The organism is Desulfovibrio piger ATCC 29098, from assembly GCF_000156375.1.
GTDB lineage: Bacteria > Desulfobacterota > Desulfovibrionia > Desulfovibrionales > Desulfovibrionaceae > Desulfovibrio > Desulfovibrio piger.
This window is the reverse complement of record NZ_DS996360.1, coordinates 95752-118130: the sequence shown is the minus strand read 5'-3', so window position 1 is coordinate 118130 and position 22379 is coordinate 95752. Positions and strand designations below refer to the sequence as shown.

Sequence of the window (22379 nt, the reverse complement as noted above, 5' to 3'; positions counted from 1 at the left end):
CCCCTGCGCAACCGCAAGCCCCGCCCCGGCGGCAAGTTGTCCTCGCGGCCCCGGCCTGCGGTCGATGACGACACGCCCACTGATGAGGACCGTCAGCTGACGGCCTGACCCGTGCGCCCATGACGGGGCCCGGTCCCCGTCCAACCCCCAGGAGGGAACCATGATCCGCCGCAAGGAAGACCACATCCGCTTCGACAAACAGATCGCCGGAGGCCCGGGCCTGATCCACGCCACCCAGCTCCTCAACGAAGGCGAGTTCTACGACAAGGGACGCCTGTTCAACATCGTGCGCCTGGGGCCCGGCGAGGCCGTGGGCCGTCACCAGCATGTGGGCGACATGGAGGTCTATCATATCCTCAAGGGCCAGTGCCGCTATGACGACAACGGTACCGAGGTCATGCTCCAGGCCGGGGACACGGCCGTCTGTCCCGACGGCGAATGGCATGCCGTCTATAACGACGGCCCCGGCGACATGGAGATGGTCTGCCTGATCCTGTTCACCAAGTAGGACGGCAGACGGGACGCCCTGTCCGCCATACGACAAAAAAGCCACCCGCAAGGGTGGCTTTTCCATATCGTTCGCCCGGGGCGCCGCCGGTGTCCTCCGTCCGTCGTCCCGGATACACGCTGTTCCATCGTTATGACGGTGAGGCCTGTGGTCGTCCCTGACCGCCAGCCCGCCGGTGCCCATAAAAAGGAGCCCCATGAGAAATACAGGCTGTTCCCTGCTGCTGGCCCTGCTCCTGTGCGGCTGCGCCGCGTCACCATCTGTCGTCCCCTTCCGCTACGACAACGGCCCCGACTATGTCCGCGAGGGCCTGTACCGCATCGTGGATGACCGGGGCCGCATGGGCTATGCGGACGAGAGCGGCCGGGTGGTGATCGCGCCCCGTTTCGCCTTTGCCCATCCTTTCGAAGGCGGCAAGGCAAAAGTCACGGATACGGGACAGCGCAAGGAAGTCCCGGGCTCCGGCGGCGAGCACTGGTACTGGGAAAGCGATGCCTGGTACTTCATCGACACGACGGGCCGGAGGACGGACGAGTGCCCCAAACGCGGGGAGCCTCGCTAACGTAAAGACGGACGCCGGGGCATCGCCTTCGGGCGGCCTTTTCCGGCACGCCAGGCGCTCCGCACGTCACGAACACCCGCCCTGCCCGCAGCTGCGGGGCTCAGGCCATGCAGGCCTGCAGTCCGAAGTCCGCCAGGGCCGCACGCGCCCATCAGCTTCCAGATCGCCGGGACAGCAGCCGGGCGCAAGGGGCGCATGTCAGGGGATCAGTCCCTGTCCGTCCCGTCCGTCTTCCCCGCAGGGCTCTCCGGCAGCAGGCGGGTCTCCAGACTGGCATCCACCGGCACCTCGCGGCTGTAGAGGATCTTGTCCATGCGCACGGTACCTGTGCCCGCGCCGCGCATGCTGCGGATGTGGCGCACCTCGGCGTAGAGGATGCGCGCCCGGGCCGCGTCCTTCTGCCAGCTTTTGCAGGCCGCCAGCGCCCCGGCCTGGTCCAGGGTACGCTCCGGCACTTCCTGCCCGGCATGGGCCCGGCGGATGATGACGTGCGAGCCGGGGCCGCCGTCGGTATGCAGCCAGATGTCGTGGGCCGCAGCCAGTTTGCGGGCCGCGATGTTGCCCTTGGCGTCACGGCCGCGCAGCAGGGCGAAGCCGTCGTCACTGACGAAGAGCTGCACGTTGCGCGGCAGGGCCGCACCGCGCAGGGCCCCCAGCGCCACCGTGCTCCTGTCGGGCTTCCCGGCCTCTCCGGCGGCGTGCCCGATACCGCCCAGCAGGGCTTCCTGCCGGGCCGCCTGCACGGTGGCCAGCTCGGCCCGCAGCACGGCACGGCGTTCCGCCAGATGCTCAAGGCCACGCTGGCCGCGCCGGGCCGTATGGAACAGGCGTTCCATGTTGTCCCGCACGCTGCGCCGCATATCCAGCTTCACGGTCTTGCGCGGCGTGTCCCCCTCCCCTTCCTCCGGCGGCGGCAGCACCAGTTCCGGTGCCCGGAAATCCGCGGGCCAGCGCCACAGCCAGGCCTGCAACAGCAGGCCGTCCTCACGGGCGGCACGCATGCCCAGCAGGCGCTGCTCTTCCTCGTCCAGCTTGGCCAGCAGCTGTTCCAGCTTGCGCAGACGGCGCGACAGGGGCAGGGCCGCGGCACCGGCGGCATCGCGCGCGGCCTTCTCCAGCACCAGCTTCTGCCCGGCTTTTTCCACCAGGCCGAGGATGTCTTCCCCCTGTTCCTCGCGCCAGCCCTGGGCCAGGGCATCCGGCAGGGGCCAGGCCGCGATGCGGCAGGAGGGCCGCTCGTTCCCGGCCTTCTCCTCCACTTCTCCGGCCGGCGGCGTGTAATAGAACACGTCCCCGCCGCCCAGGCGCAGATCTTCCAGCAGGGCCTGCCGGTCCAGCTCGTCATACAGGGGCAGGGCACGGCGCAGGGCCGGAGTCAGCACCGGCCAGTCCCGCCAGTGCGCAAGGGCCTCTTCCAGCTCCCCGGGCTCCGGCCAGCGCAGGGATTCTTCCTGCGGGCTGCGGCTCACGGGCAGGAAGCGCACCGAGGCCCCTTCGCGCAGATCCAGCAGCAGCCAGGTGGCCAGGGGCTCCCGCTCCGCGGCATCGCCGCTTTCCGGCGTCATGTCCGCCATGTCCGGCTGCGCCCCGCTCTCGGGGGAAAGGCCGTCCTCCTCGCCTTCCGCCGGGCTCCAGAGCACCATCTGGCGGCGCAGGGCCTCCTCGGCCGCGGCCTCCCCGCCCACCAGCAGCCAGAGCTGACGGCGGCTGAAGCAGCAGACCGTGGCCAGGATGCGGTGCCCGGCCAGATATTTGCGCAATCGCATGACCGGGGCCGACGGGGCCCGCCCGGCGGCCAGACGGCTGCGGGAAAGGAAGAGGAAGGGCTCCTTGCGTGCGGCGCGCAGGCACAGCTGGCACTTGCGGCTGCCGCCTGCCTGGGCGTAGCTCTGGCCGCGCGTGGGCAGGTTGATGTTGAAAGCCAGCAGGCCGGGGGCCGGTTCCTGCACTTTTTCCAGCCAGCCGCCGATGATGCGCGGTGCGAGCTCCTCGCAAAAACGGAAGAAAAGATGGGCGTCCATAGGTAATGCCGGGGATGTCCTTACCGGCGTGAAGCCGGGGCAAAAAACAGAAAAACGGGCCGGAGCCCGTTTTTTATGAAAAGGTCAAAGGATGCCGCGCTCCGGCGGCACAGGTCAGGGATGCGCGCTAGTCGCCGCGCAGATGTTCGTCCTCTTCCTGCTTGGCCTTGCAGTTGATGCACAGACGGGTGACCGGACGGGCCTTGAGACGGGGGATGGCGATCTCTTCGCCGCATTCGTCGCAAATACCGTAGGTGCCGTCGTCGATGCGCTGCAATGCGGACTGGATCTTGCGGATCAGGCGGCGTTCGCGGTCACGGATGCGCAGGGTGAAGGCGCGGTCGGATTCAGCGGTGGCCCGGTCAGCAGGGTCGGCAAAGACTTCATTGCTGTCCGTGAGCTCTTCGATGGTGGAGTCGCCCTTCTGCTTGGCTTCCTCCAGCATGGTGGTGAGGAGCTTGCGGAAATACTCTATATCCTTCTGGTCCATATAAGCCTCCCAAAACTGGCCCTGTAGGCACGATTTTGGCATTGTTGCCCCATAATGAGGAATCGCTCCTCATTACCCGGAAAAAGTCATCTTGTAAAGCGGTACGCGCCTATTCCCCCGCCTCGTCCTCCTGCGGCGGGATGCCGTGCAGGCGCGCTTTCTGCTCGGCGCGCAGTTCTTCGCGGGCCGGCACCCAGGCCGGTTCCTGCCAGATGCCCTCACGCGAGGGCAGCACCTCGCCCTGCCAGCCGCCGCCCAGCCAGCTGGCACGCACGCCCACGGGCGTGCCCAGACGCACGGCCTTGCCGGAATAGGAAGCCATCAGGGCCGCCGCCGCACGCAGCACCTCTTCCGGCCAGGTACGGCCGCCACAGGCCACGGCCAGAGGGCCGGGGATGTCGGCCAGGTGGATCTTGGCATCGTCCTTGCCCAGCACCGTGTGCAGGGCCTGGTTGTCGGCACTGGTGCGGCCGATGGCCAGCCAGTAGTCCCGGCCATCCTGTTGCGCCCAGAACTGCCGCCCCAGGTTGGAGAGCCTGAAGGCCCGCGTGTCGGGCTCGGGCCAGCGGGAGAGCACGGGCCAGTAGCGGCGGGCGTTCTCCTTGTCCGCCAGACGGCAGCCGCCGCCGGGCGTGGGGATCTCGGGCAGCTGGTACTTCTTGGCCAGCTCCAGCTGGTCCTTGCGGCCGCGCCCGCTGATGCCCAGCAGACGGGAACGGTCCACGAAGCCTTCCTCCTCGGCGGGGGTGGGCGCCAGATGCAGGGCGCTCAGGGGACGCAGCAAAATGTCCTGCACCCCGGCATCGCGGCGGATGGCATTGAGCACGTCCCGGCGCTGCGACATGGGACGCTGCCCCATGACCTCGCCCGTAGCCAGCAGGCGCGCGCCGATGCTCTCCATGTAGAGGCGGGCATGGCGCAGGAGCAGGATCTTGCAGTCCACGCAGGGGTTCATGACCTTGCCGAAGCCGTGGGCCGGGCGGGCGCGCAGCATGGCGCAAAAATCGTCGCTCACGTCCAGGGTGCGGATGTCCAGCCCGTAGAGGTTGCTCCAGCGCTCCACGGCGCCGGGATCACCGAAGAAGGGGGAATGGCAGTGCAGGCAGCAGACCCGCAGGCCCTGTTCCTCCATGACCTTGGCCGCCAGGATGCTGTCCAGGCCGCCGGAAAAAAGCACGACCACATCCACCGGCCGCTGGTCAGCATTGACCATGCCGGGCGCGGCGGGGGTCTGGAAATCGGAGGGAGTGTTCATCATGGCCCGCCTTCTACGCGAAAGCGGGGGCAGGAGGCAAGAGCCCGGCCCGGATTTTCGCAGCTGGGGGATAGGATTTTTTCGCCCTGCCGCGCCGTTGCGAGCCCCATGCGGGGTGGGGGACGCTCTTGAGGGCTGCCTCAGGTACCGCGCCAACACCACGGCGCTCCTCTCCCGCCGAATGAGCGTACCGTTTGACGGCCCTGGCCGAAGGCGTTGTGCCGTCGGCTCCGGCGCGCCTGCACGGCACCGGGGACCTGGAGCGGGAGAGGGGGGCAGGGAGACGGAACAGCGCGCCCCGGCCCTGTCGCCGCGCAGCCGGTCCTTCTCCCCTTGACAATTATTGAGATTTATTCCTGAATAGTACAGTTTTTGTGCGCGCCCGCACAGCCGCCCCCCTGCCGATGCCTTATCCTGTGATGCCCGGCATGCGGCAGGGCCCGTGCCGCGACGAGGGCGGCATCCCCGCAGCCCGCAAGGGCCCGTCCCGGGAGGCCTGCCGCCTTCCTTGCCTTGCCGTGCGCGCTTTGCTATACTGCGTTGCTTAAATTTCCTACAGGGAGCGTCTCTATGGCCAAAAAACCGGCCCTTTCTCCTGAAGAAGCCCGCGCCGAAGCCCTGGGCACCGCACTTGCCACCATCGAACGCAAGTACGGCAAAGGCGCGGTCATGAAGCTTTCCGACGAAGCCCATGTCAATATCCCCGTCATCCCCACGGGTTCCATCGGTCTCGACCTGGCCCTGGGCGTGGGCGGTATCCCGCGCGGCCGCATCACGGAGATCTTCGGCCCCGAATCTTCGGGCAAGACCACCCTTACCCTGCACATCATCGCCGAATGCCAGAAGATGGGCGGCACCTGTGCCTTCGTGGACGCCGAACACGCCTTGGACGTGAACTACGCCCGGCGCCTGGGCGTCAACACCGACGAACTACTCATCTCCCAGCCCGACTACGGCGAGCAGGCCCTGGACATCGCCGACATGCTGGTGCGTTCCGGCGCCGTGGACCTGGTGGTGGTGGACTCCGTGGCCGCCCTCATCCCGCAGGCCGAACTGGAAGGCGACATGGGCGAGAGCCAGGTGGGCGGTCATGCCCGCCTCATGTCGCACGCCATGCGCCGCCTTACCGGCACCATCCACAAGTCGCGCACGTCCGTGATCTTCATCAACCAGATCCGCATGAAGATCGGCGTCACCGGCTACGGCAGCCCCGAGACCACCACCGGCGGCAACGCCCTCAAGTTCTACTCCTCGGTGCGCATGGACATCCGCCGCATCCAGACCCTCAAGGACAAGGAAGAGTCCTTCGGTTCCCGCACCCGCGTGAAGGTGGTCAAGAACAAGGTGGCCCCGCCGTTCCGCAGCGCCACCTTCGACATCCTCTACGGTCAGGGCATCTCCCGCTCGGGCGAACTCATCGACCTGGGCCTGGAAGCCAAGATCATCGAGCAGAGCGGCTCGTGGTTCGCTTTCGGCTCCGAAAAGCTGGGCCAGGGCCGCGAAAAGGTCCGTGCCCTGCTGGACGAGGATCCGGAACTGCGCCGCCAGATCGAAGCCAAGGTCACGGAATTCCTGGGCATGCATCCCCAGGAGTTCATCCCCAGCGAAGAGGATCTGGACGACGGCAGCGCCGCCATGTCCGATCTGGACTAGTTTTTTGTGTGCAACGCGGCCCTGCGGGGCCGCCCGTTTTTTTATCGCCCTTCCGGGCAGCAACATGGAGCCCCTATGCTCACCGCCAAAGAGATTCGTCGCCGTTATCTGGAATTCTTCGCCCGCAACGGGCATGACATCCTGCCCTCCGGGCCCCTGATCCCGCCCAACGACCCCACCCTGCTCTTCACCAACGCGGGCATGGTGCAGTTCAAGAAGTTCTTCCTGGGCGAAGAAGTGCGCGACGTGCCGCGCGTGACCACCTCGCAGAAGTGCCTGCGCGTGTCCGGCAAGCACAACGACCTCGAGAACGTGGGCCGCACCGCGCGCCACCACACCTTCTTCGAGATGCTGGGCAACTTCTCCTTTGGCGATTACTTCAAGCGTGAGGCCATCACCTGGGCCTGGAAGTTCGTGACCGAAGAACTGGAACTGCCCAAGGAACGCCTGTGGGTGACCGTCTTCCGCGAGGACGACGAAGCTGCCGCCATCTGGCAGGAAGTGGCCGGTCTGCCCGCCGAGCGCATCGTGCGCATGGGCGAGAAGGACAACTTCTGGACCATGGGCGATACCGGCCCCTGCGGCCCCTGTTCCGAGATCTACATCGACCAGGGCGAAGACATGGCCTGTGGCCCGGATTGCGGCATCGGCAAGTGCGACTGCGACCGCTTCCTGGAGATCTGGAACCTGGTCTTCACCCAGTTCGACCAGCACGCCGACGGCACCCGTGACCGTCTGGCCCGTCCCAACATCGATACCGGCATGGGCCTGGAACGCATCGCCGCCGTCTGCCAGGGCAAGCGCTCCAACTTCGACTGCGACCTGTTCCAGGACATCATCCAGTACGCCGCCGAACTGGCCGGCGTGAAGTACAGCTTCAGCGCGCCCGACACCAACGACGTGGACACGGCCCTGCGCGTCATCGCCGACCACGCCCGCGCCGCCGCCTTCCTCATCGCCGACGGCACCCTGCCCTCCAACGAGAGCCGCGGCTACGTGCTGCGCCGCCTCATCCGCCGCGCCCTGCGCTTTGCCACGCTCATGGGCGTGCACGAGCCCTTCCTGTACAAGGTGGCCCGCAAGGTCACCGAGATCATGGGCGAGGATTACCCCGAACTGACCGAACATGCCGATTTCATCGCCCGCGCCGTGCATGAGGAAGAACAGCGCTTCTCCCTCACCCTGGGCAAGGGCCTGGCCCTGCTGGAAGACCAGCTGGCCGAACTGGAAAAGGCCGGTGACAAGGTCATCCCCGGCGAGTTCTGCTTCAAGCTGTCCGACACCTACGGCTTCCCGCTGGACATCATCACCGACGTGTCCGAAAAGCGCGGCTTCAGCGTGGACGTGGCCGGTTTCGAGGCCCACATGGCCGAACAGCGCCGCCGCGCCCGCGAAAGCCAGAAAAAGTCCGGCCTGCTGGGCCAGGACGGCAGCGGCTCCTCGCTGTTCCAGCAGCTGGCCGATGACGGCCTGCAGAGCGTCTTCACCGGCTACAGCGGCCTGAACGGCCAGGGCCGTATCGTGGCCCTGCTGGACGAGAGCGGCCTGAGCGTGGAAGAACTGCCCGCCGGCCGGAAGGGCTATGTGGTCACCAACCAGACCCCCTTCTACGGCGAGTCCGGCGGCCAGGCCGGTGATACCGGCCGCATGGAAGGCCCCGACGGCGCCGCCCGCGTGCTGGATACCCAGAAGCCCGCGCCCACCCTCATCGTCCACAACATCGAAGTGGAACAGGGCCTGCTGCGCATCGACCAGGAAGTGGCCCTGAGCGTGGAAGAAGACGCCCGCATGGCCACGGCCCGCAACCACAGCTGCACCCACCTGCTGCACGCCGCCCTGCGCTCCGTGCTGGGCACCCATGTGAAGCAGGCCGGTTCGCTGGTCAACAGCCAGCGCCTGCGCTTCGACTTCTCCCACATCGCGGCCCTGCCCCCCGAGGAACTGGCCGCTGTGGAACGCCAGGTCAACCGCGCCATCATGGCCGACTACCCCGTCTGCACCAAGGAAATGAAGCATGACGAGGCCGTGGCCAGCGTCGCCATGGCCCTGTTCAACGAAAAATACGGCGACACCGTGCGCGTGGTCAGCATGGGCGACGACGCCCATACCGAATCCGTGGAACTGTGCGGCGGCACCCACCTGAGCCACACCGGCCAGGCGGGCAGCTTCCTCATCGTGTCCGAAAGCGGCGTGGCCGCCGGCGTGCGCCGCATCGAAGCCGTCACCGGCTGGAACGCCTATGACCTGGCCGTGGCCCAGCGTGCCGAGCTGCACGACCTCTCGGCCCTGCTCAAGGCCAAGCCCGGCCAGCTGGCCGAACGCGTGCAGGCCCTGCACAGCGATGTGAAGAAGCTGCGCAAGGCCTCCGAAAAGGCGGCCGCCAGCCCGGCCACCGGCGCCGACCTGGTGCAGAAGGCCACCGAGGTCAACGGCGTGAAGCTGCTCACCGCCAAGCTGGACGGCGTGCCGGTCAAGGCCCTGCGCGACATCATGGACGACGTGCGCTCCCGCATCCCCTCCGGCGTGGCCTGCCTGGCCACGGTGGAAGGCGAGAAGGTGGGCCTGCTGCTCTACGTCTCCAAGGATCTGCACGGCCGCTTCACCGCGCCCGCCCTCATCAAGGACGTGGCCGCGCCCTGCGGCGGTTCCGGCGGCGGCCGTCCCGACCTGGCCCAGGCCGGCGGCACCAAGGCCGACGGCGTGGAAGCCGCGTTCGACGTGCTGCGCGACAAGATCGCCGGCTAACTTCGCGACTGTCGGGGAGGGGCCGCCGCATGGCGTCCCTCCCCGTTCCGGCCCCGCAGCCACCGTTTTTCCCTCTGCTTCTGGCAGGCCCGCGGCCTTCCGGGCAGACAGGCACCATGACGGCAGGATCATCCTGTCCCGTCCCCAGACACTCCGGCCGGGCGTTCCTCCGGGCTTCCCCGCGCCATACTCCCCCGCCCCGTGTCCGCTATCCCGGCGGGGCACAAACGGCGACTCGCTGTAAAGGATCGTACGATGATCGGTATTTCCAAACTGTATTGCGGTCAGGTGGAGCCCTCCGACGCCCTGCGTTACGGCCGTGAATCCGGCAACCTGCCCTCGCACCTGCTCCAGTTCTCCAAGGACAAGAAGCCCGTGGTGGTCTGGAACATGACCAAGCGCTGCAACCTGAAGTGCGTGCACTGCTACGCCCAGGCCGTGCCCGTGGACGGCGCCGACGACATCAGCACCGAACAGGCCAAGACCATGATCGACGACCTGGCCGCCTACGGCGCGCCGGTCATGCTCTTCTCGGGCGGCGAGCCCCTGGTGCGCAAGGACCTGGTGGAACTGGCCAGCCACGCCACCGCCAAGGGCATGCGCGCCGTCATCTCCACCAACGGCACCCTCATCACCAAGGAAAAGGCCCGTGAACTCAAGGGCGTGGGCCTCTCCTACGTGGGCATCTCCCTGGACGGCATGGAAGAAGTGCACGACCGCTTCCGCGGCGTGCCCGGTGCCTTCCGCAAGGCCCTGGAAGGCGTGGCCAACTGCCAGGCCGAAGGCCTGAAGGTGGGCCTGCGCTTCACCATCAACAAGCGCAACGTGGGCGAGATCCCCGGCATCTTCCGTCTGCTGGCCGATCTGGAAGTGCCCCGCGCCTGTTTCTATCACCTGGTGTACTCGGGCCGCGGCTCCGAGCTCATCAAGGAAGACCTGGACCACGCCGAGACCCGTCAGGTGCTGGACCTCATCATGGACGAGACCCGCGCCCTGTTCGACGCCGGCAAGCCCAAAGAGATCCTCACCGTGGACAACCACGCCGACGGTCCCTATGTGTGGATGCGCATGAAGCGTGAGGATCCCAAGCGCGCCGAAGAGATCTTCGAACTTCTGCAGTACAACGAAGGCAACAACTCCGGCCGCGGCATCGGCTGCATCTCCTGGGACGGCAAGGTGCATGCCGACCAGTTCTGGCGCAACCATACCTTCGGCAACGTGCTGGAGCGCCCCTTCTCCGAGATCTGGGACGACCCCAACATCGAGCTGCTGCACAAGCTCAAGGACAAGAAGGCCCATGTGGGCGGCCGCTGCGCCAAGTGCCGCTTCCTGAACATCTGCGGCGGCAACTTCCGCGCCCGCGCCGAAGCCTACTACGGCGACGAATGGGCCCAGGATCCCGCCTGCTACCTCACTGACGAAGAGATCGGCCTGTAGGCCGCCTTTTCCGAGACGACGACGCCCCGGCATCCCGGATGCCGGGGCGTTTTTGTTGCGATATCGCAAACGTCCGGCCGCAGGCGGCCATGCCCGGAGCCCCTGCCTTGCATGCCTGCAATCACAGTGGTGCCCGGCGGCTTTTCCCTTGTGGCGTTTTGCGCTATGGTGGCCTTCTCATCGGAAGGCCCCGTCCCCTGCCGCCCGGCGGCATCAGGAGGCAGGCTTTTCCGGGCGCCGGTCTTTCCCGCGGCCCCGCCGGGCCGGGGACGGTCCGTCGCCGTCCTCCCCAAACACAACCGCGGCATTGCCGCATCGAGGTAGAACCATGTCCCAATCCTTCCATCGCGGCAGACGTTTGCGCTGGACCCCCGAGATCCGCAGCATGGTGCGCGAGACCCCGCCCCTGCTGGCCGAAGACCTCATCATGCCCTACTTTGTGGTGGAGACCGAAGACCAGTCCTTCCGCAAGGAGATCGGCGCCATGCCCGGCCAGTACCAGCTGTCCCTGGCCGAACTGGAAAAGCAGGTGGAAAAGACCGTGGATGACGGCCTGAAGTCCGTGATCCTCTTCGGCATCCCGGCCGTGAAGGACGAAAAAGCCAGCGGCGCCTATGCCGAAGACGGCATCGTGCAGGAAGCCGTGCGTCGCCTCAAGCATCGCTGGCCCTCTCTCTACGTCATCACCGACGTGTGCCTGTGCGAATACATGAGCCACGGCCATTGCGGCATCCTGACCCCCGGCGGTGCGGTGCTCAACGACCCCACCCTGGAACTGCTGGCCAAGACCGCCGTGAGCCATGCCGCCGCCGGTGCCGACATGGTGGCCCCCTCCGACATGATGGACGGCCGCGTGGCCGCCATCCGTCATGCCCTGGACGAATCCGGCCTGGTCATGGTGCCCATCATGTCCTATGCCGTGAAGTACGCCTCGGCCTTCTACGGTCCCTTCCGTGAGGCCGCCGAATCCGCTCCGGCCTGCGGCGACCGCAAGAGCTACCAGATGGACCCCTGCAATGCCCGTGAAGCCATCATCGAAGCCCTGGCCGACCTGGACGAAGGCGCCGACTGCCTCATCGTCAAGCCCGCCGGTCCCTACATGGACATCATCCGCCAGGTGCGCGACGCCGTGAACGTGCCCCTGTGCGCCTATCAGGTGAGCGGTGAATACAGCATGATCCGCGCCGCCGGCCTCAACGGCTGGATCAACGAAGAGGCCGTGATGATGGAAAGCCTGCTGGGCATGAAGCGCGCCGGCGCCAAGATGCTCATCACCTACTTTACCGAGACCCTGCTCAAGCAAAGGCTGGTGCGCTGATGCACGACGAGAAGCACATGCCGGGCCATCCCGGCGGCATGGGGGGACACCCCGGCGGCCATCCCGGTGCCGCGGGTGCCCAGCCCGGCGGTCATCCGGGGGGCGCGCCCGGCCACAAGATGGTGCGCACCCTTGAGGACGGCACGCCCGCCTGCAAGCTCATCGCCTGGGAAGTGACCCGCTCCTGCAACTTGGCCTGCAAGCACTGCCGCGCCGAGGCCCACCCGGAACCCTATCCGGGCGAGTTCTCCACCGAAGAGGCCAAGGCCCTCATCGATACCTTCCCCCAGGTGGGCAACCCCATCATCATCTTCACCGGCGGCGATCCCATGATGCGCCCCGATGTCTATGAACTGGTGGCCTATGCCCACAACAAGGGGCTGACCTGCGCCTTCTCGCCCAACGGCACCCTGATCACGCCCGAGCTGGCCCGCAAGATCAAGGAAGCCGGCGTCAACCGCTGCTCCATCTCCATCGATGGCGCCGACGCCGCCAGCCACGACGAGTTCCGCGGCGTGCCCGGGGCCTTCGATGCCTCCATGCGCGGCATCGAATACCTCAAGCAGGCCGGCGTGCCCTTCCAGATCAACACCACGGTCACGCGCAACAACCTGCACAGCTTCAAGGACATCTTCAATCTGTGCGAACGCATCGGCGCGGCCGCCTGGCACATCTTCCTGCTGGTGCCCATGGGCCGGGCCTCGGGCCTGGCCGACCAAGTCATCAGCGCCGAGGAATACGAGGACGTGCTGCACTGGCTCTACGACTTCCGCAAGACCACCAGCATGCACCTCAAGGCCACCTGCGCGCCGCACTACTACCGCATCATGCGCCAGCGCGCCCATGAGGAAGGCGTGGCCGTCACGCCCGAGACCTTCGGCATGGACGCCATGACCCGCGGCTGCCTGGGCGGCACGGGCTTCTGCTTCATCAGCCATACCGGCCAGGTGCAGCCCTGCGGCTATCTGGAACTGAACTGCGGCAACGTGCGCGAGACGCCCTTCCCCGAGATCTGGCGCAACAGCAAGTACTTCCGCCAGTTCCGCGACCAGAAGTGCTACGAAGGCAAGTGCGGCGTGTGCGAGTTCCACAAGGTCTGCGGCGGCTGTCGCGCCCGCGCCTGGAGCATGAACGGCAACCATATGGCTGAAGAGCCCCTGTGCACCTATCAGCCCAAGCGCGCCACGGGCGCAAAGTGAGCGAGCATGACGGACGCCCCTGAATACTGCGGTCCCCACACCGCGCAGGAAGCCCTGGACGAGACCGACCGCCGCCTGCTGGACATCATCCAGACGGCCTTTCCCCTGACGCCCCGCCCCTACGCCGACCTGGGCACGCTGCTGGGCATCCCCGAGGAAGAGGCCCTGGAGCGCGTGCGCAGCCTGCGCCAGCGGCGCATCATCCGCCGCCTGGGTGCCAACTTCCAGTCCAACAAGCTGGGATTCGTCTCCACCCTCTGCGCGGCCAAGGTGCCCGATGACAAGATGGACGACTTCGTACGCGAAGTGAACGCCCGTCCCGGCATCACCCACAACTACCTGCGCGAGCACAACTACAACATCTGGTTCACGCTCATCAGTCCCTCGCGGGAAGACGAGCGCGCCACGCTGGATGACATCACGGCCCGTACGGGCATCCCCATCCTCAACCTGCCCGCCACGCGTTTGTTCAAGATCCGCGTGGACTTCCGCATGCAGGACTGAGACCCGTTCCCGATACAAAAGGGGAGGCCGCAAGGCCTCCCCTTTTGTATCTGTTCCTGCTGCCGCCGCCCGTGGCGGCCCGCCGCTCCTCCCCGGGGGCCCTTGCGCCCTCTTGAGCTCCGCCGGAGCCTGTGCTAACACCTCAAAACCAGTTGTTGAAAATTCGTTTCACCTTACGGACATGCGGATTTCCGGCCCTGCCCCTTCCCGGTGCGGCCTGGAGGTCCGCCTGCTTTTCTTCTCTTTTTCTTTCGCGATCCTGTCCTAAAATGTCACAGAATTGTCACAACCATGCAGCAGTATTCCGGGAACAGCTACGCGCACAAGGAGAGCGGCATGACCTCCCAGATAGTCCTCAAATACCCTGAGCAACCCTGCTCGCCCGAAGACATGCAGGACCTTTCCTGCCCCAACCTTTTCCTCAATCGGGAAATCAACTGGCTGGACTTCAACGCCAAGGTCCTGGACGAGGCCCTCTCGCCCCAGCAGCCCCTGCTGGAACAGCTCAAATTCCTTGCCATTTTCTATAACAATCTCGACGAATTCTTCATGGTCCGCGTGGCCAATATCCTGCGCCAGTACCGCAACGGCGCGCCCAACGGCTCGGCCGACCGCATCACGCCGGCCAAGCAGCTGGCCGAGATCCGCCGCCGCACCCTGCTGCTGACCTCACGCGCGCAGAGCCACTGGCTCAAGAGCCTGGCCCCGCAACTGCTGGAGCGGGGCGTGCGCATCGTGCGCTACACCGACCTTTCGGAAAAGCAGCGCCGCTTCCTGGACGGCTATTTCCGCAACGAGATCTATCCCGTGCTCACGCCCCAAGCCATCGACCCGGGGCACCCCTTCCCCACCATCTCCACCACCTGCCTCAATTTCATCATCCAGCTGCGCAACCGCGACAACGAATCGCGCTTCGTGCGCCTCAAGTGCCCCAACAACCTCTCGCGCTTCATCTTCATCCCGCGCAACAAGGAGGCCAAGACCTACGCCTCCCTGGGCTTCGACCCCAACGTGCGCGGTGACGACATCGTGCTGCTGGAAGACCTCATGGCCCAGTACCTGGAGCTGCTCTTCCCCGGCCATACGGTGGTCAGCTCCGCCCTGTTCCGCATCACCCGCAACACCGATCTGGAGATCGAAGAGGACGAGGCCGACGATTTGCTGGAAGCCGTGCGCGACCTGGTGGAACAGCGCCGCTTCGGCGACGTGGTGCGGCTGGAGATCGCCCACAAGGCCTCGCGCGAGCTGGTGGACTTTCTGGCCCGGCGCCTGCGCCTGCAACCTTTCCAGATCTACCGCATCAAGGGGCCCATGGGCTTTTCCGAGTTCATGACCCTTTATAATGTGGACCGCCCCCAGCTCAAGACGCCCGGCATCCAGGGGCACATCTCGCGCCTGTTCCAGGAAGGCGACATGTTCGGCCATCTGCGCAAGCGGGACGTGGTGCTCTTCCATCCCTACGACAGTTTCAAGGCCGTGCTGGACTTCATCCGCCGCGCCTGCGAGGACCCCAACGTCCTGGCCATCAAGCAGACCCTGTACCGCGCGGGCAACGATTCGCCCATCGTGCGCGCCCTCATCGAGGCCCGGCGCCGCGGCAAGCAGGTGGTGGCCGTGGTGGAGCTCAAGGCCCGCTTCGACGAGGAGCGCAACATCACCTGGGCCGAAGAGCTGGAAAAGGAAGGCGTCAACGTGGTCTACGGCTTCATCGGCCTGAAGGTGCACGCCAAGCTCTGCCTGGTGGTGCGCCGCGAAGCCGGGCACATCACGCGCTATGTCCACATCGGCACGGGCAACTACAATGCCTCCACGGCCAAGATCTACACGGACATGGGCCTCATCACCTCCAATGAGGACATCTGCGCCGACGTCACCGACCTGTTCAACGTCATGACCGGCTATGCGGACCGCGACCTGTACCGCAAGCTGCTGGTCTCGCCCCAGGCCATGCGCGGCCCGCTCATGGAGATGATCCGCCGCGAGATCGAGCTGCACAAGCGCTACGGCAACGGCGAGATCATCTTCAAGTGCAACCAGCTGGTGGATGCGGGCATCATCCGTGCCCTGTACCGGGCCTCCATGGCCGGTGTGCGCGTGCGCCTGCAGGTGCGCGGCATCTGCTGCCTGCGCCCCGGCCTGCCGGGCATCAGCGAGAACATCACGGTCACCAGCATCGTGGGCCGCTTCCTGGAGCATTCGCGCATCTACTGGTTCCATGCCAACGGCGAAGACATCATGTACATCGGCAGCGCGGACCTTATGCCGCGCAACCTCGACCACCGCATCGAGGTCCTGACCCCCATCCTCGATCCCGAACTGCGCCGCAAGATCCGCGAGGACATCCTCGAAGTCCATCTGGCGGACAACGTCCAGACTTGGCAGCTGCAGGCCGATGCCACCTATACGCGGCTCAAGCCCTCCAGCAAGGAAACTGCCGTCAACGCGCAGGAACGCATGATCGCCCAACATATCAGCAGGGACGATATCTGATCCCAAGGAGCTTTCATCATGGCTACCAAAAAACGCCCCGCCGGCAAGACCGGCAGCAGCACCAGCCGCAGCCGGCAGTCGCGCCAGGGGCAGAGCTCTACTCCCACCGCCGCTCCCCGCAACGACAGCGCCGAACTCCTCCAGGCTTCCCTGCCCGGCACCGGCACGGACGCGCCGCAGCCCGCTCCCGAAGCCGCCGAAGCGCCTGCCGTGACGCTGCCCGTCGTGGAAGGCTCCGCCCCGGAACAGCCGCAGGAAAGCGCGGCAACCGCCCCTGAAGTGCAGGCAAGCCGCCCTGCGGACACGATGAAGGAAGAAACTCTCCCGGCCGACGGGCCCGAACAGGCTCCGGCCGAAGCGCCCGTGACGGCGCAGGAAGCTCCGGCGCCGGAGGCCGGAGCGGAACAGGAAGCCGCCGCTCCCCAGAAGAAAGCCAAGAAAAAGGACAAGGAAGAAAAGAAGGCCAAGACGGGCAAGAAGCGCGTCAAGGTCGCCGGTCCCGAAACGGCCGATGCCGCCCACGACTGGACGCCCCTGCCCTGCGAGGCCCTGCTGGAGCATCTGCTGCCGGGCAGCCCCGAGCTGGAGGCCACCCGCCGTCACGGCCAGCATGTGGCCCATCTGGCGGAACAGCTCTTCGACCAGCTCCAGCCCCTGCACGGTCTGGACAGCCGCTGGCTCTACCGTCTGCGTATCGCCTGCTGCCTGCATGACATCGGTTTCGCTTCCGGGCGCAAGGGCCATCACAAAAAGGGCATGCGCATCGTGGAGCAGGACACCAGCCTGGCCCTGCTGCCCGAAGACCGTTCCCTGGTGGCCCAGCTGGTCCGTTATCACCGCAAGGCCTGGCCCGCCATGCGCCACCGCCGTTTCGCCGCTCTGGGCAAGAAGGACCGCGAGGCCCTGAACAAGGCCGCGGCCCTCATCCGCATGGCCGACGCCCTGGATTACCGCCACATGGAAGCCGTGCGCGACGTGGCCATCGACCTGCAGCCCGGCAAAGTGGTGCTGACCCTGAGCGGCGCCCAGGACTGCGCCCCCGAGCAGGACCGCCTGCTGGTCAAGGGCGACCTGTTCATGCACATCTTTGGCGTGGAGCTGGAGTGCATATGTCCCATCCTGTAGTCCCGGAGCAGGCGGGGCCTGACGGGGAACGCGTCATCGGCATCATCGACCTGGGCAGCAACTCGCTGCGCCTGATGCTGGTGCGCATCCTGCCCGACGGCTCGCACACGGTCCTCAACCAGGTCAAGAACATGGTGCGCCTGGGCGAAGGCGCCTTCGAGACGGGGCACCTGCGTGAAGAGAGCATGGCCCGGACCATCAACGTCCTGCGCGGCATGGCCGAGATGTGCGGCGTCTACGGCGCCTCGGAGGTCATCGCCATCGCCACGGCCGCCGTGCGTGACGCGGCCAACGGCCCGGACTTCATGCGCCGGGTCAAGGAAAAGACCGGCATCGACTTCCGCGTGGTCTCCGGCCGTGAAGAGGCCCGCCTCATCTATCTGGGCGTCTCCAGCGGTCTGGCCCATACCGAGAGCCTGCGCCTGTTCATCGACATCGGCGGCGGCAGTACCGAGCTGGTGGTGGGCAATTCCGAGGAATACCGCAACCTCGATTCCCTCAAGATGGGCTGCGTGCGCCTGTCCAACCTTTTCTTCGACAAGGACTCCGGCACCATCTCCGCCAAGCGCTACACCGCCCTGCAAAACTATATCCGCAACAATGCCCTGCGCTCGTTCCAGCGCATAGCGGACTTCGTCATCGAAGAAGCCGTGGCCAGCTCCGGTACGGCCCAGAACCTGGCCGAGATCGCCGCCGCCCTGGACGCCGAGGATGCCGCGCGCACGGGCCGGGCCCCGCAGGAATCCCGCGACGTGCTCAGCTACGGCGGCCTGCGACGGGCCGTCAAGGAACTCTGCGGCCGTACCCTCAAGGAGCGCCGCAACGTTCCCGGCATCAACCCCAACCGTGCCGACGTCATCGTGGCCGGTGCGGCCATCCTCCAGACCATCATGGAGGACCAGGGCTTCGACAGCGTGCGCATCAGCAACCGCAACCTGCAGAACGGCATCCTGGTGGATTACCTGTCCACTCGCATGCCCCATGCCGACGGCAGCTTCCATCCCGTGCGCAAGGAGAGCGTGCTGCACCTGGCGCGGCGCTGCCGCTTCGAGGAACGCCACTCCCGCCATGTGTCGCGCCTGGCCCTGGACCTGTTCGACAGCGCCAAGGCCATGGGCCTGCACGACTCCGGCGACCTGGCCCGCGAGCTGCTGCACTATGCGGCCCTGCTGCACGACATCGGCATCTTCATCTCCTTCTCGCGCCACAACGCCCACAGCCACTACCTGATCCGCAACACCGAGCTGCTGGGCTTCACCCGCCGTGAAGTGGACATCATGGCCGCCCTGACCTACTTCCACCGCAAGCGTCCCTCTAAGAAGGTGCCGCTCTTCATGGAATTCGACCAGGAGACCCGCGAGGAGATCCGCCTGCTCTCGCTCTTCCTGCTGCTGGCCGAGCGCATGGACAAGAGCCATCGCCAGATCGTGCGCACCGTCCGCTTCGAGGCCCGCAAGGAAGGCGGCCTGCAGCTCTCGCTGCGTGCCCCCGAGGAATGCCCCATCGAGCTGGATCTGGTGCGCGGCAGCGCCAAGCTGGTGCGCAAGGTCTTCCGGCAGGAGATCCCCGTGGAGGTGGTCAGCAGCTTCCGCCGCTGATCCCGGCCGTCCCGCCACACGCTATGCCAAAGCCCCGCACGACGCGGGGCTTTTTTTCACAGGAGCGAACGCCAAGCGTCATCACTTCGCCATGCCCCGGGGCGCGGACCGGTGTATCCTGCCGGGAAATCATCCCCCCGGAGGTCTTGCCCATGGACGACGCCCAGCATTCCCTGCAACGCAAACTGGAACAGGAACGGCGGCACCTGGCCCGCCTGTGCGCCGGATTCGCCCTGCCCCACGGGCATGGTGACGAGGCGGACAACGCCCGTGACGAGATGGCGGAGCTGCTGGCCTGGAGCCACGCCCATTTGTGCGCGGCGCGCATCCGCGCCCTGGAAGGCCTGCTGGGCGATCTGCGCTGCAGCGGCCGCCGCCTGTGCATGGACTGCGGCGAAGAGATCCCCCTGTCCCGGCTGCTGGCCGTGCCCGGGGCCTGCCGCTGCCGGGACTGCCAGCAGCTGGCGGAAGAAGAAGGCACCCCCTGTGACCGGCGCCTGCCCCTGCTGCCGGAAGGACTGCTGCCGCCGGCGGCTGCGCTGCGCTGAGGATTGTGCCTGACGGGACAGCATCCCGCCCGCCCACGGCGGGCTTTTGTGCCTGCCGCACCTGCCACGGAACGCCAATCCTCTTGAATAGCACGGTTTATTTTTTACGGCTTCGCCAGTGCCCCTCTCCGGCGTTTGCGCGAGGTCTTCTTGCCGTCCGCAAAATTTTAAAAAATATCTCCTGACATATGGCATGGCCCGTCCATTGTGCCGTGCTCCCCGCCCCATTGCAGCAAGGGACTGCGTTGGCTTTCCTGCGGCCTTTTTTTACGTGTTACCTCCCATCGCTCACCTGCTGCGACTGTTATTCAGGAAAGATATGCATATATCATGCTTATATCATCAAAAAAAGCATGAATAAGATACGTTGTTTATGAAAAAATGCACATATTTTTGAATATATCACCTAAAAATAAGACTAGAATACAATTAGTTTATTTTATGTTGTGAATTATAGTTTTTTATTTTTTCTACATACAAAACACGAATACCATGTTATCTTGAGAAGAACAGGAGTGTATTACGATTTGTAAAAGCATGTAACAAAACAATGAGGGGAGAACGATGGCCAGCTGTGAACGACCCGAACCGTCCTTTGTCCGGAAAAGCCTTTCCGCCCTGCCCGGTATCCTTCTGCTGACAGGCGTCGCCGTGTTTTCATGGTTCATCACGCCGCGCCTCATCGCCCTGCATCCCTTCATGAAGTCCCTCAACCTGAGCGATTTCATCGTGGCCATCATCCTGGGCATGCTCATCTGCAATACCGTCGGTGTGCCCGCCGTCTTCCGGGACGGCCTGCGCTTCTCCACCACCCTGACCAAGACCGGCATCGTGGTCATGGGCTGCAAATATTCTTTTGCCGGGCTCATCAAGACCGGCTCGGAAGCCATCATCATCATTTCCGTCTTTTTGTTCACCTCCGCCATCATCCTGATGTGGCTCTCCCGCCGCCTCAGCATGTCGCCTTCGCTGGGTGCCTGTCTGGCCGCCGGTCTGTCCATCTGCGGGGTCTCGGCCTGTGTGGCCATCGCCCCGGCCGTCCGGGCCAAGAATGAAGACATCGCCTACACCATCGCCGTTGTGCTCATGTTCGGCCTACTGGCGCTCTTCGTCTTCCCCTTCATCGGCCACTGGCTCGACCTCAGCCCCAACCAGTTCGGGGCCTTCGCCGGTGTGGGCATCGTCAATTCGGCCCAGGTGCTGGCAGCGGGCTTCGCCTTCAGCAATGACGCGGGCATCGTGGCCGGTGTGTACAATATCGGTCGCGTCATTTGTCTGCCCCTGGTGGTGCTGATGCTGGCCATCATGGTGGCCGCCGAGGACGCCAAGGTGCATTCCCAGCTGGCCAACACCAGCAAGATGCGCATCATCCTCGACAAGTTCCCGGTCTTCGTGCTGGGCTTCCTGGCCGTGGTCCTGCTGAACACCTTCGGCTTCATGAGCAAAGAAGAAGCCAAGATGGCCGGTACCTTCATGAACTGGTGCTTCCTGCTGGGCTTCTCCAGCATCGGCCTCACCACCCACCTCAGCGACATCAAGGCCGCGGGCCTTTCCGGTGCGCTCATCGGCTTTTGCGTGGCCTCGGTCAAGGCAGGCCTGGCTCTGCTGGTGGTCCTCTGCTTCCTGCAATAACGGACCACCATCGCGGGGAAGGGCCTGGTCGCTATGCCCAGCATGCCCGCAAGACCGCCACGCCGGCCATGCCCCTGCGGGGCGCCGTTCAACCGTGAGCATGCGGAAAGCCCTCTGCGATCCCTTCCCCGGCTTGCCTGATGGACGGACGGCATCAGCCCCGGACGGAGGCGACGCCTGATGCCGCCTGACGGAACACCATAAAAAATAGAGGGGACCCGGATACGACACGCCCCCCTGGAGGACATCATGTGGAACAAGATCTCCAAGAGCAGACAACAGGACATCATCGTCATCACCTGCGGCATCCTGCTGATCCTGCTGGCCAAGGTGCTGGCATGATCTGCTGTCTGGCCTCCGCCGCCTGTCCCCTGCGCGACACGGCCGCCCCGCTGGTCGCCTGTGGCGGAAAGGAAAGTATCCGTGCCGTCTATGATGCCGGTATCGACCTCGGCCATTACGGCGAGGTGGATCAGCTGGCGCCCGCCGGGGCCATGGCGGAATTCACGGCTTATGTTCGCCGCCAGAGCGAGGAAGAAGCGGAAGCCGCCTTCGCGCCGCTGCGGCAGGCCGCCAACGGTCGGGGCGTGGAGGTGCGCCTGCATGTGGTCTACGGGCCAAGGGCCGTACGCGATCTGCTGCACCGCTGGCAGGAAGAGGAGACCGTGCGGGTCTTCGGCGGGGAAGGCATGGCCTGACTCCGGCCTTCTGCAGGCCGGACCATGACAAACATACCTGCGTAAGGGACAACATGGAGCGGGAAGGAGGCGGATGTTTCCTTCCCGCTTTCGGCCCTCAGGCACTTACGCGAAGGCTGTGACAGAAGGCAGCGGCGCAAGAGAATGGGTCATCCGGATATGCGGCACGTGGTGTGTTGCTCCGGGACGCTGCCGTACGGATGATGGCCGATACGTGGTCCTCGGGAAGCCAGCGGCAAAGTCGGGGACAGCCCCACGAGCCGGGACAAAGACAGGGAAAAAGAAGAACAGGGAAAGAAAGGGGATAGCACGGGCTGGCCCGCACGGGAGGAGGAGACAGCCGGTCGGCTGCCCGCAGACGTCCGACCGGCAAAAGCCCATAACGAAAAAAGGCTTGCAACTTTCGCTGCAAGCCTTTGGATTCCCTGGTGCCGAGGGACAGAATTGAACTGCCGACACGGGGATTTTCAGTCCCCTGCTCTACCAACTGAGCTACCTCGGCGTGAGGTGGTGTTGTTCGTCACAACAAAAATGCTTGTACAGATTTCCCCCCGACTTGGCAAGCATTTTTTTTCGTTTTTTGCCAAAAACTTGAA

The 22379-nt window shown here is 65.4% G+C and carries 17 protein-coding genes and 1 tRNA gene; 14 read left to right on the top strand and 4 right to left on the bottom strand.

Annotation, left to right across the window (positions count from 1 at the left end; translation table 11 throughout):
* Positions 1-160: 160 nt before the first annotated feature.
* Both DESPIG_RS11265 and DESPIG_RS11260 read left to right on the top strand, forming a co-directional pair.
* Positions 161-508, top strand: a complete 348-nt coding sequence (locus DESPIG_RS11265) for a cupin domain-containing protein (RefSeq protein WP_006008791.1) — start codon at positions 161-163, stop codon at positions 506-508.
* Positions 509-704: 196 nt separating this feature from the next.
* On the top strand, positions 705-1070 hold the full coding sequence (locus DESPIG_RS11260) for a WG repeat-containing protein (protein ID WP_006008789.1): 366 nt from the start codon (positions 705-707) through the stop codon (positions 1068-1070).
* 206 nt (positions 1071-1276) lie between these two features.
* Here the strand turns inward: DESPIG_RS11260 and DESPIG_RS11255 are convergent, their stop codons facing one another.
* The 3 genes from DESPIG_RS11255 to DESPIG_RS11245 all read right to left on the bottom strand — a co-directional run bounded on the left by DESPIG_RS11255 (position 1277) and on the right by DESPIG_RS11245 (position 4839).
* Positions 1277-3091 (bottom strand): NFACT RNA binding domain-containing protein, encoded by a 1815-nt coding sequence (locus DESPIG_RS11255; protein WP_006008787.1) that lies wholly within the window; start codon positions 3089-3091, stop codon positions 1277-1279.
* A 127-nt stretch (positions 3092-3218) separates the two neighbouring features.
* Positions 3219-3581, bottom strand: coding sequence for an RNA polymerase-binding protein DksA (gene dksA, locus DESPIG_RS11250; protein ID WP_040370026.1), 363 nt, complete (start codon positions 3579-3581; stop codon positions 3219-3221).
* 109 nt (positions 3582-3690) lie between these two features.
* A complete protein-coding gene (locus tag DESPIG_RS11245; protein WP_006008783.1) occupies positions 3691-4839 on the bottom strand; it encodes a hypothetical protein in 1149 nt (382 codons plus the stop codon).
* Positions 4840-5406: 567 nt separating this feature from the next.
* Between DESPIG_RS11245 and recA the strand changes: the two genes are divergently transcribed.
* From recA to DESPIG_RS11185, 12 genes are all read left to right on the top strand, one after another.
* Complete coding sequence (gene recA / locus DESPIG_RS11240) at positions 5407-6489, top strand: recombinase RecA (protein WP_006008777.1); 1083 nt, start codon at positions 5407-5409, stop codon at positions 6487-6489.
* 75 nt (positions 6490-6564) lie between these two features.
* The gene (alaS, locus tag DESPIG_RS11235; protein WP_006008775.1) at positions 6565-9234 is read left to right on the top strand and encodes an alanine--tRNA ligase; all 2670 of its coding nucleotides are present in this window, start codon (positions 6565-6567) and stop codon (positions 9232-9234) included.
* 255 nt (positions 9235-9489) lie between these two features.
* Complete coding sequence (ahbC, locus tag DESPIG_RS11230) at positions 9490-10671, top strand: 12,18-didecarboxysiroheme deacetylase (protein ID WP_006008774.1); 1182 nt, start codon at positions 9490-9492, stop codon at positions 10669-10671.
* 328 nt (positions 10672-10999) lie between these two features.
* A complete protein-coding gene (gene hemB, locus DESPIG_RS11225; RefSeq protein ID WP_040370024.1) occupies positions 11000-11989 on the top strand; it encodes a porphobilinogen synthase in 990 nt (329 codons plus the stop codon).
* Positions 11989-13188: a heme b synthase gene (gene ahbD / locus DESPIG_RS11220; protein WP_006008768.1), complete on the top strand. Its 1200-nt coding sequence runs from the start codon at positions 11989-11991 to the stop codon at positions 13186-13188. Before hemB ends, ahbD begins: the two co-directional genes overlap by 1 nt.
* A 6-nt stretch (positions 13189-13194) precedes the next feature.
* On the top strand, positions 13195-13692 hold the full coding sequence (ahbA, locus tag DESPIG_RS11215) for a siroheme decarboxylase subunit alpha (RefSeq protein WP_006008766.1): 498 nt from the start codon (positions 13195-13197) through the stop codon (positions 13690-13692).
* Positions 13693-14028: 336 nt separating this feature from the next.
* Positions 14029-16182, top strand: a complete 2154-nt coding sequence (ppk1, locus tag DESPIG_RS11210) for a polyphosphate kinase 1 (RefSeq protein ID WP_040370023.1) — start codon at positions 14029-14031, stop codon at positions 16180-16182.
* Positions 16183-16200: 18 nt separating this feature from the next.
* Complete coding sequence (locus DESPIG_RS12955) at positions 16201-17307, top strand: HD domain-containing protein (RefSeq protein WP_006008760.1); 1107 nt, start codon at positions 16201-16203, stop codon at positions 17305-17307.
* On the top strand, positions 17292-18905 hold the full coding sequence (locus tag DESPIG_RS11200) for a Ppx/GppA phosphatase family protein (protein ID WP_006008758.1): 1614 nt from the start codon (positions 17292-17294) through the stop codon (positions 18903-18905). The genes DESPIG_RS12955 and DESPIG_RS11200 overlap by 16 nt, the downstream gene beginning before the upstream one ends.
* A gap of 152 nt (positions 18906-19057) precedes the next feature.
* Entirely contained in the window at positions 19058-19453 is a 396-nt protein-coding gene (locus tag DESPIG_RS11195) for a TraR/DksA C4-type zinc finger protein (RefSeq protein ID WP_050760333.1), read from the top strand.
* A gap of 564 nt (positions 19454-20017) precedes the next feature.
* Complete coding sequence (locus DESPIG_RS11190) at positions 20018-21085, top strand: YeiH family protein (RefSeq protein ID WP_006008751.1); 1068 nt, start codon at positions 20018-20020, stop codon at positions 21083-21085.
* A 338-nt stretch (positions 21086-21423) separates the two neighbouring features.
* Complete coding sequence (locus tag DESPIG_RS11185) at positions 21424-21783, top strand: hypothetical protein (RefSeq protein ID WP_006008749.1); 360 nt, start codon at positions 21424-21426, stop codon at positions 21781-21783.
* Positions 21784-22209: 426 nt separating this feature from the next.
* On the opposite strand, the gene DESPIG_RS11180 is transcribed toward DESPIG_RS11185, so the two are convergent.
* Positions 22210-22285, bottom strand: a tRNA-Phe gene (locus DESPIG_RS11180).
* Between the last annotated feature and the right edge of the window lie 94 nt (positions 22286-22379).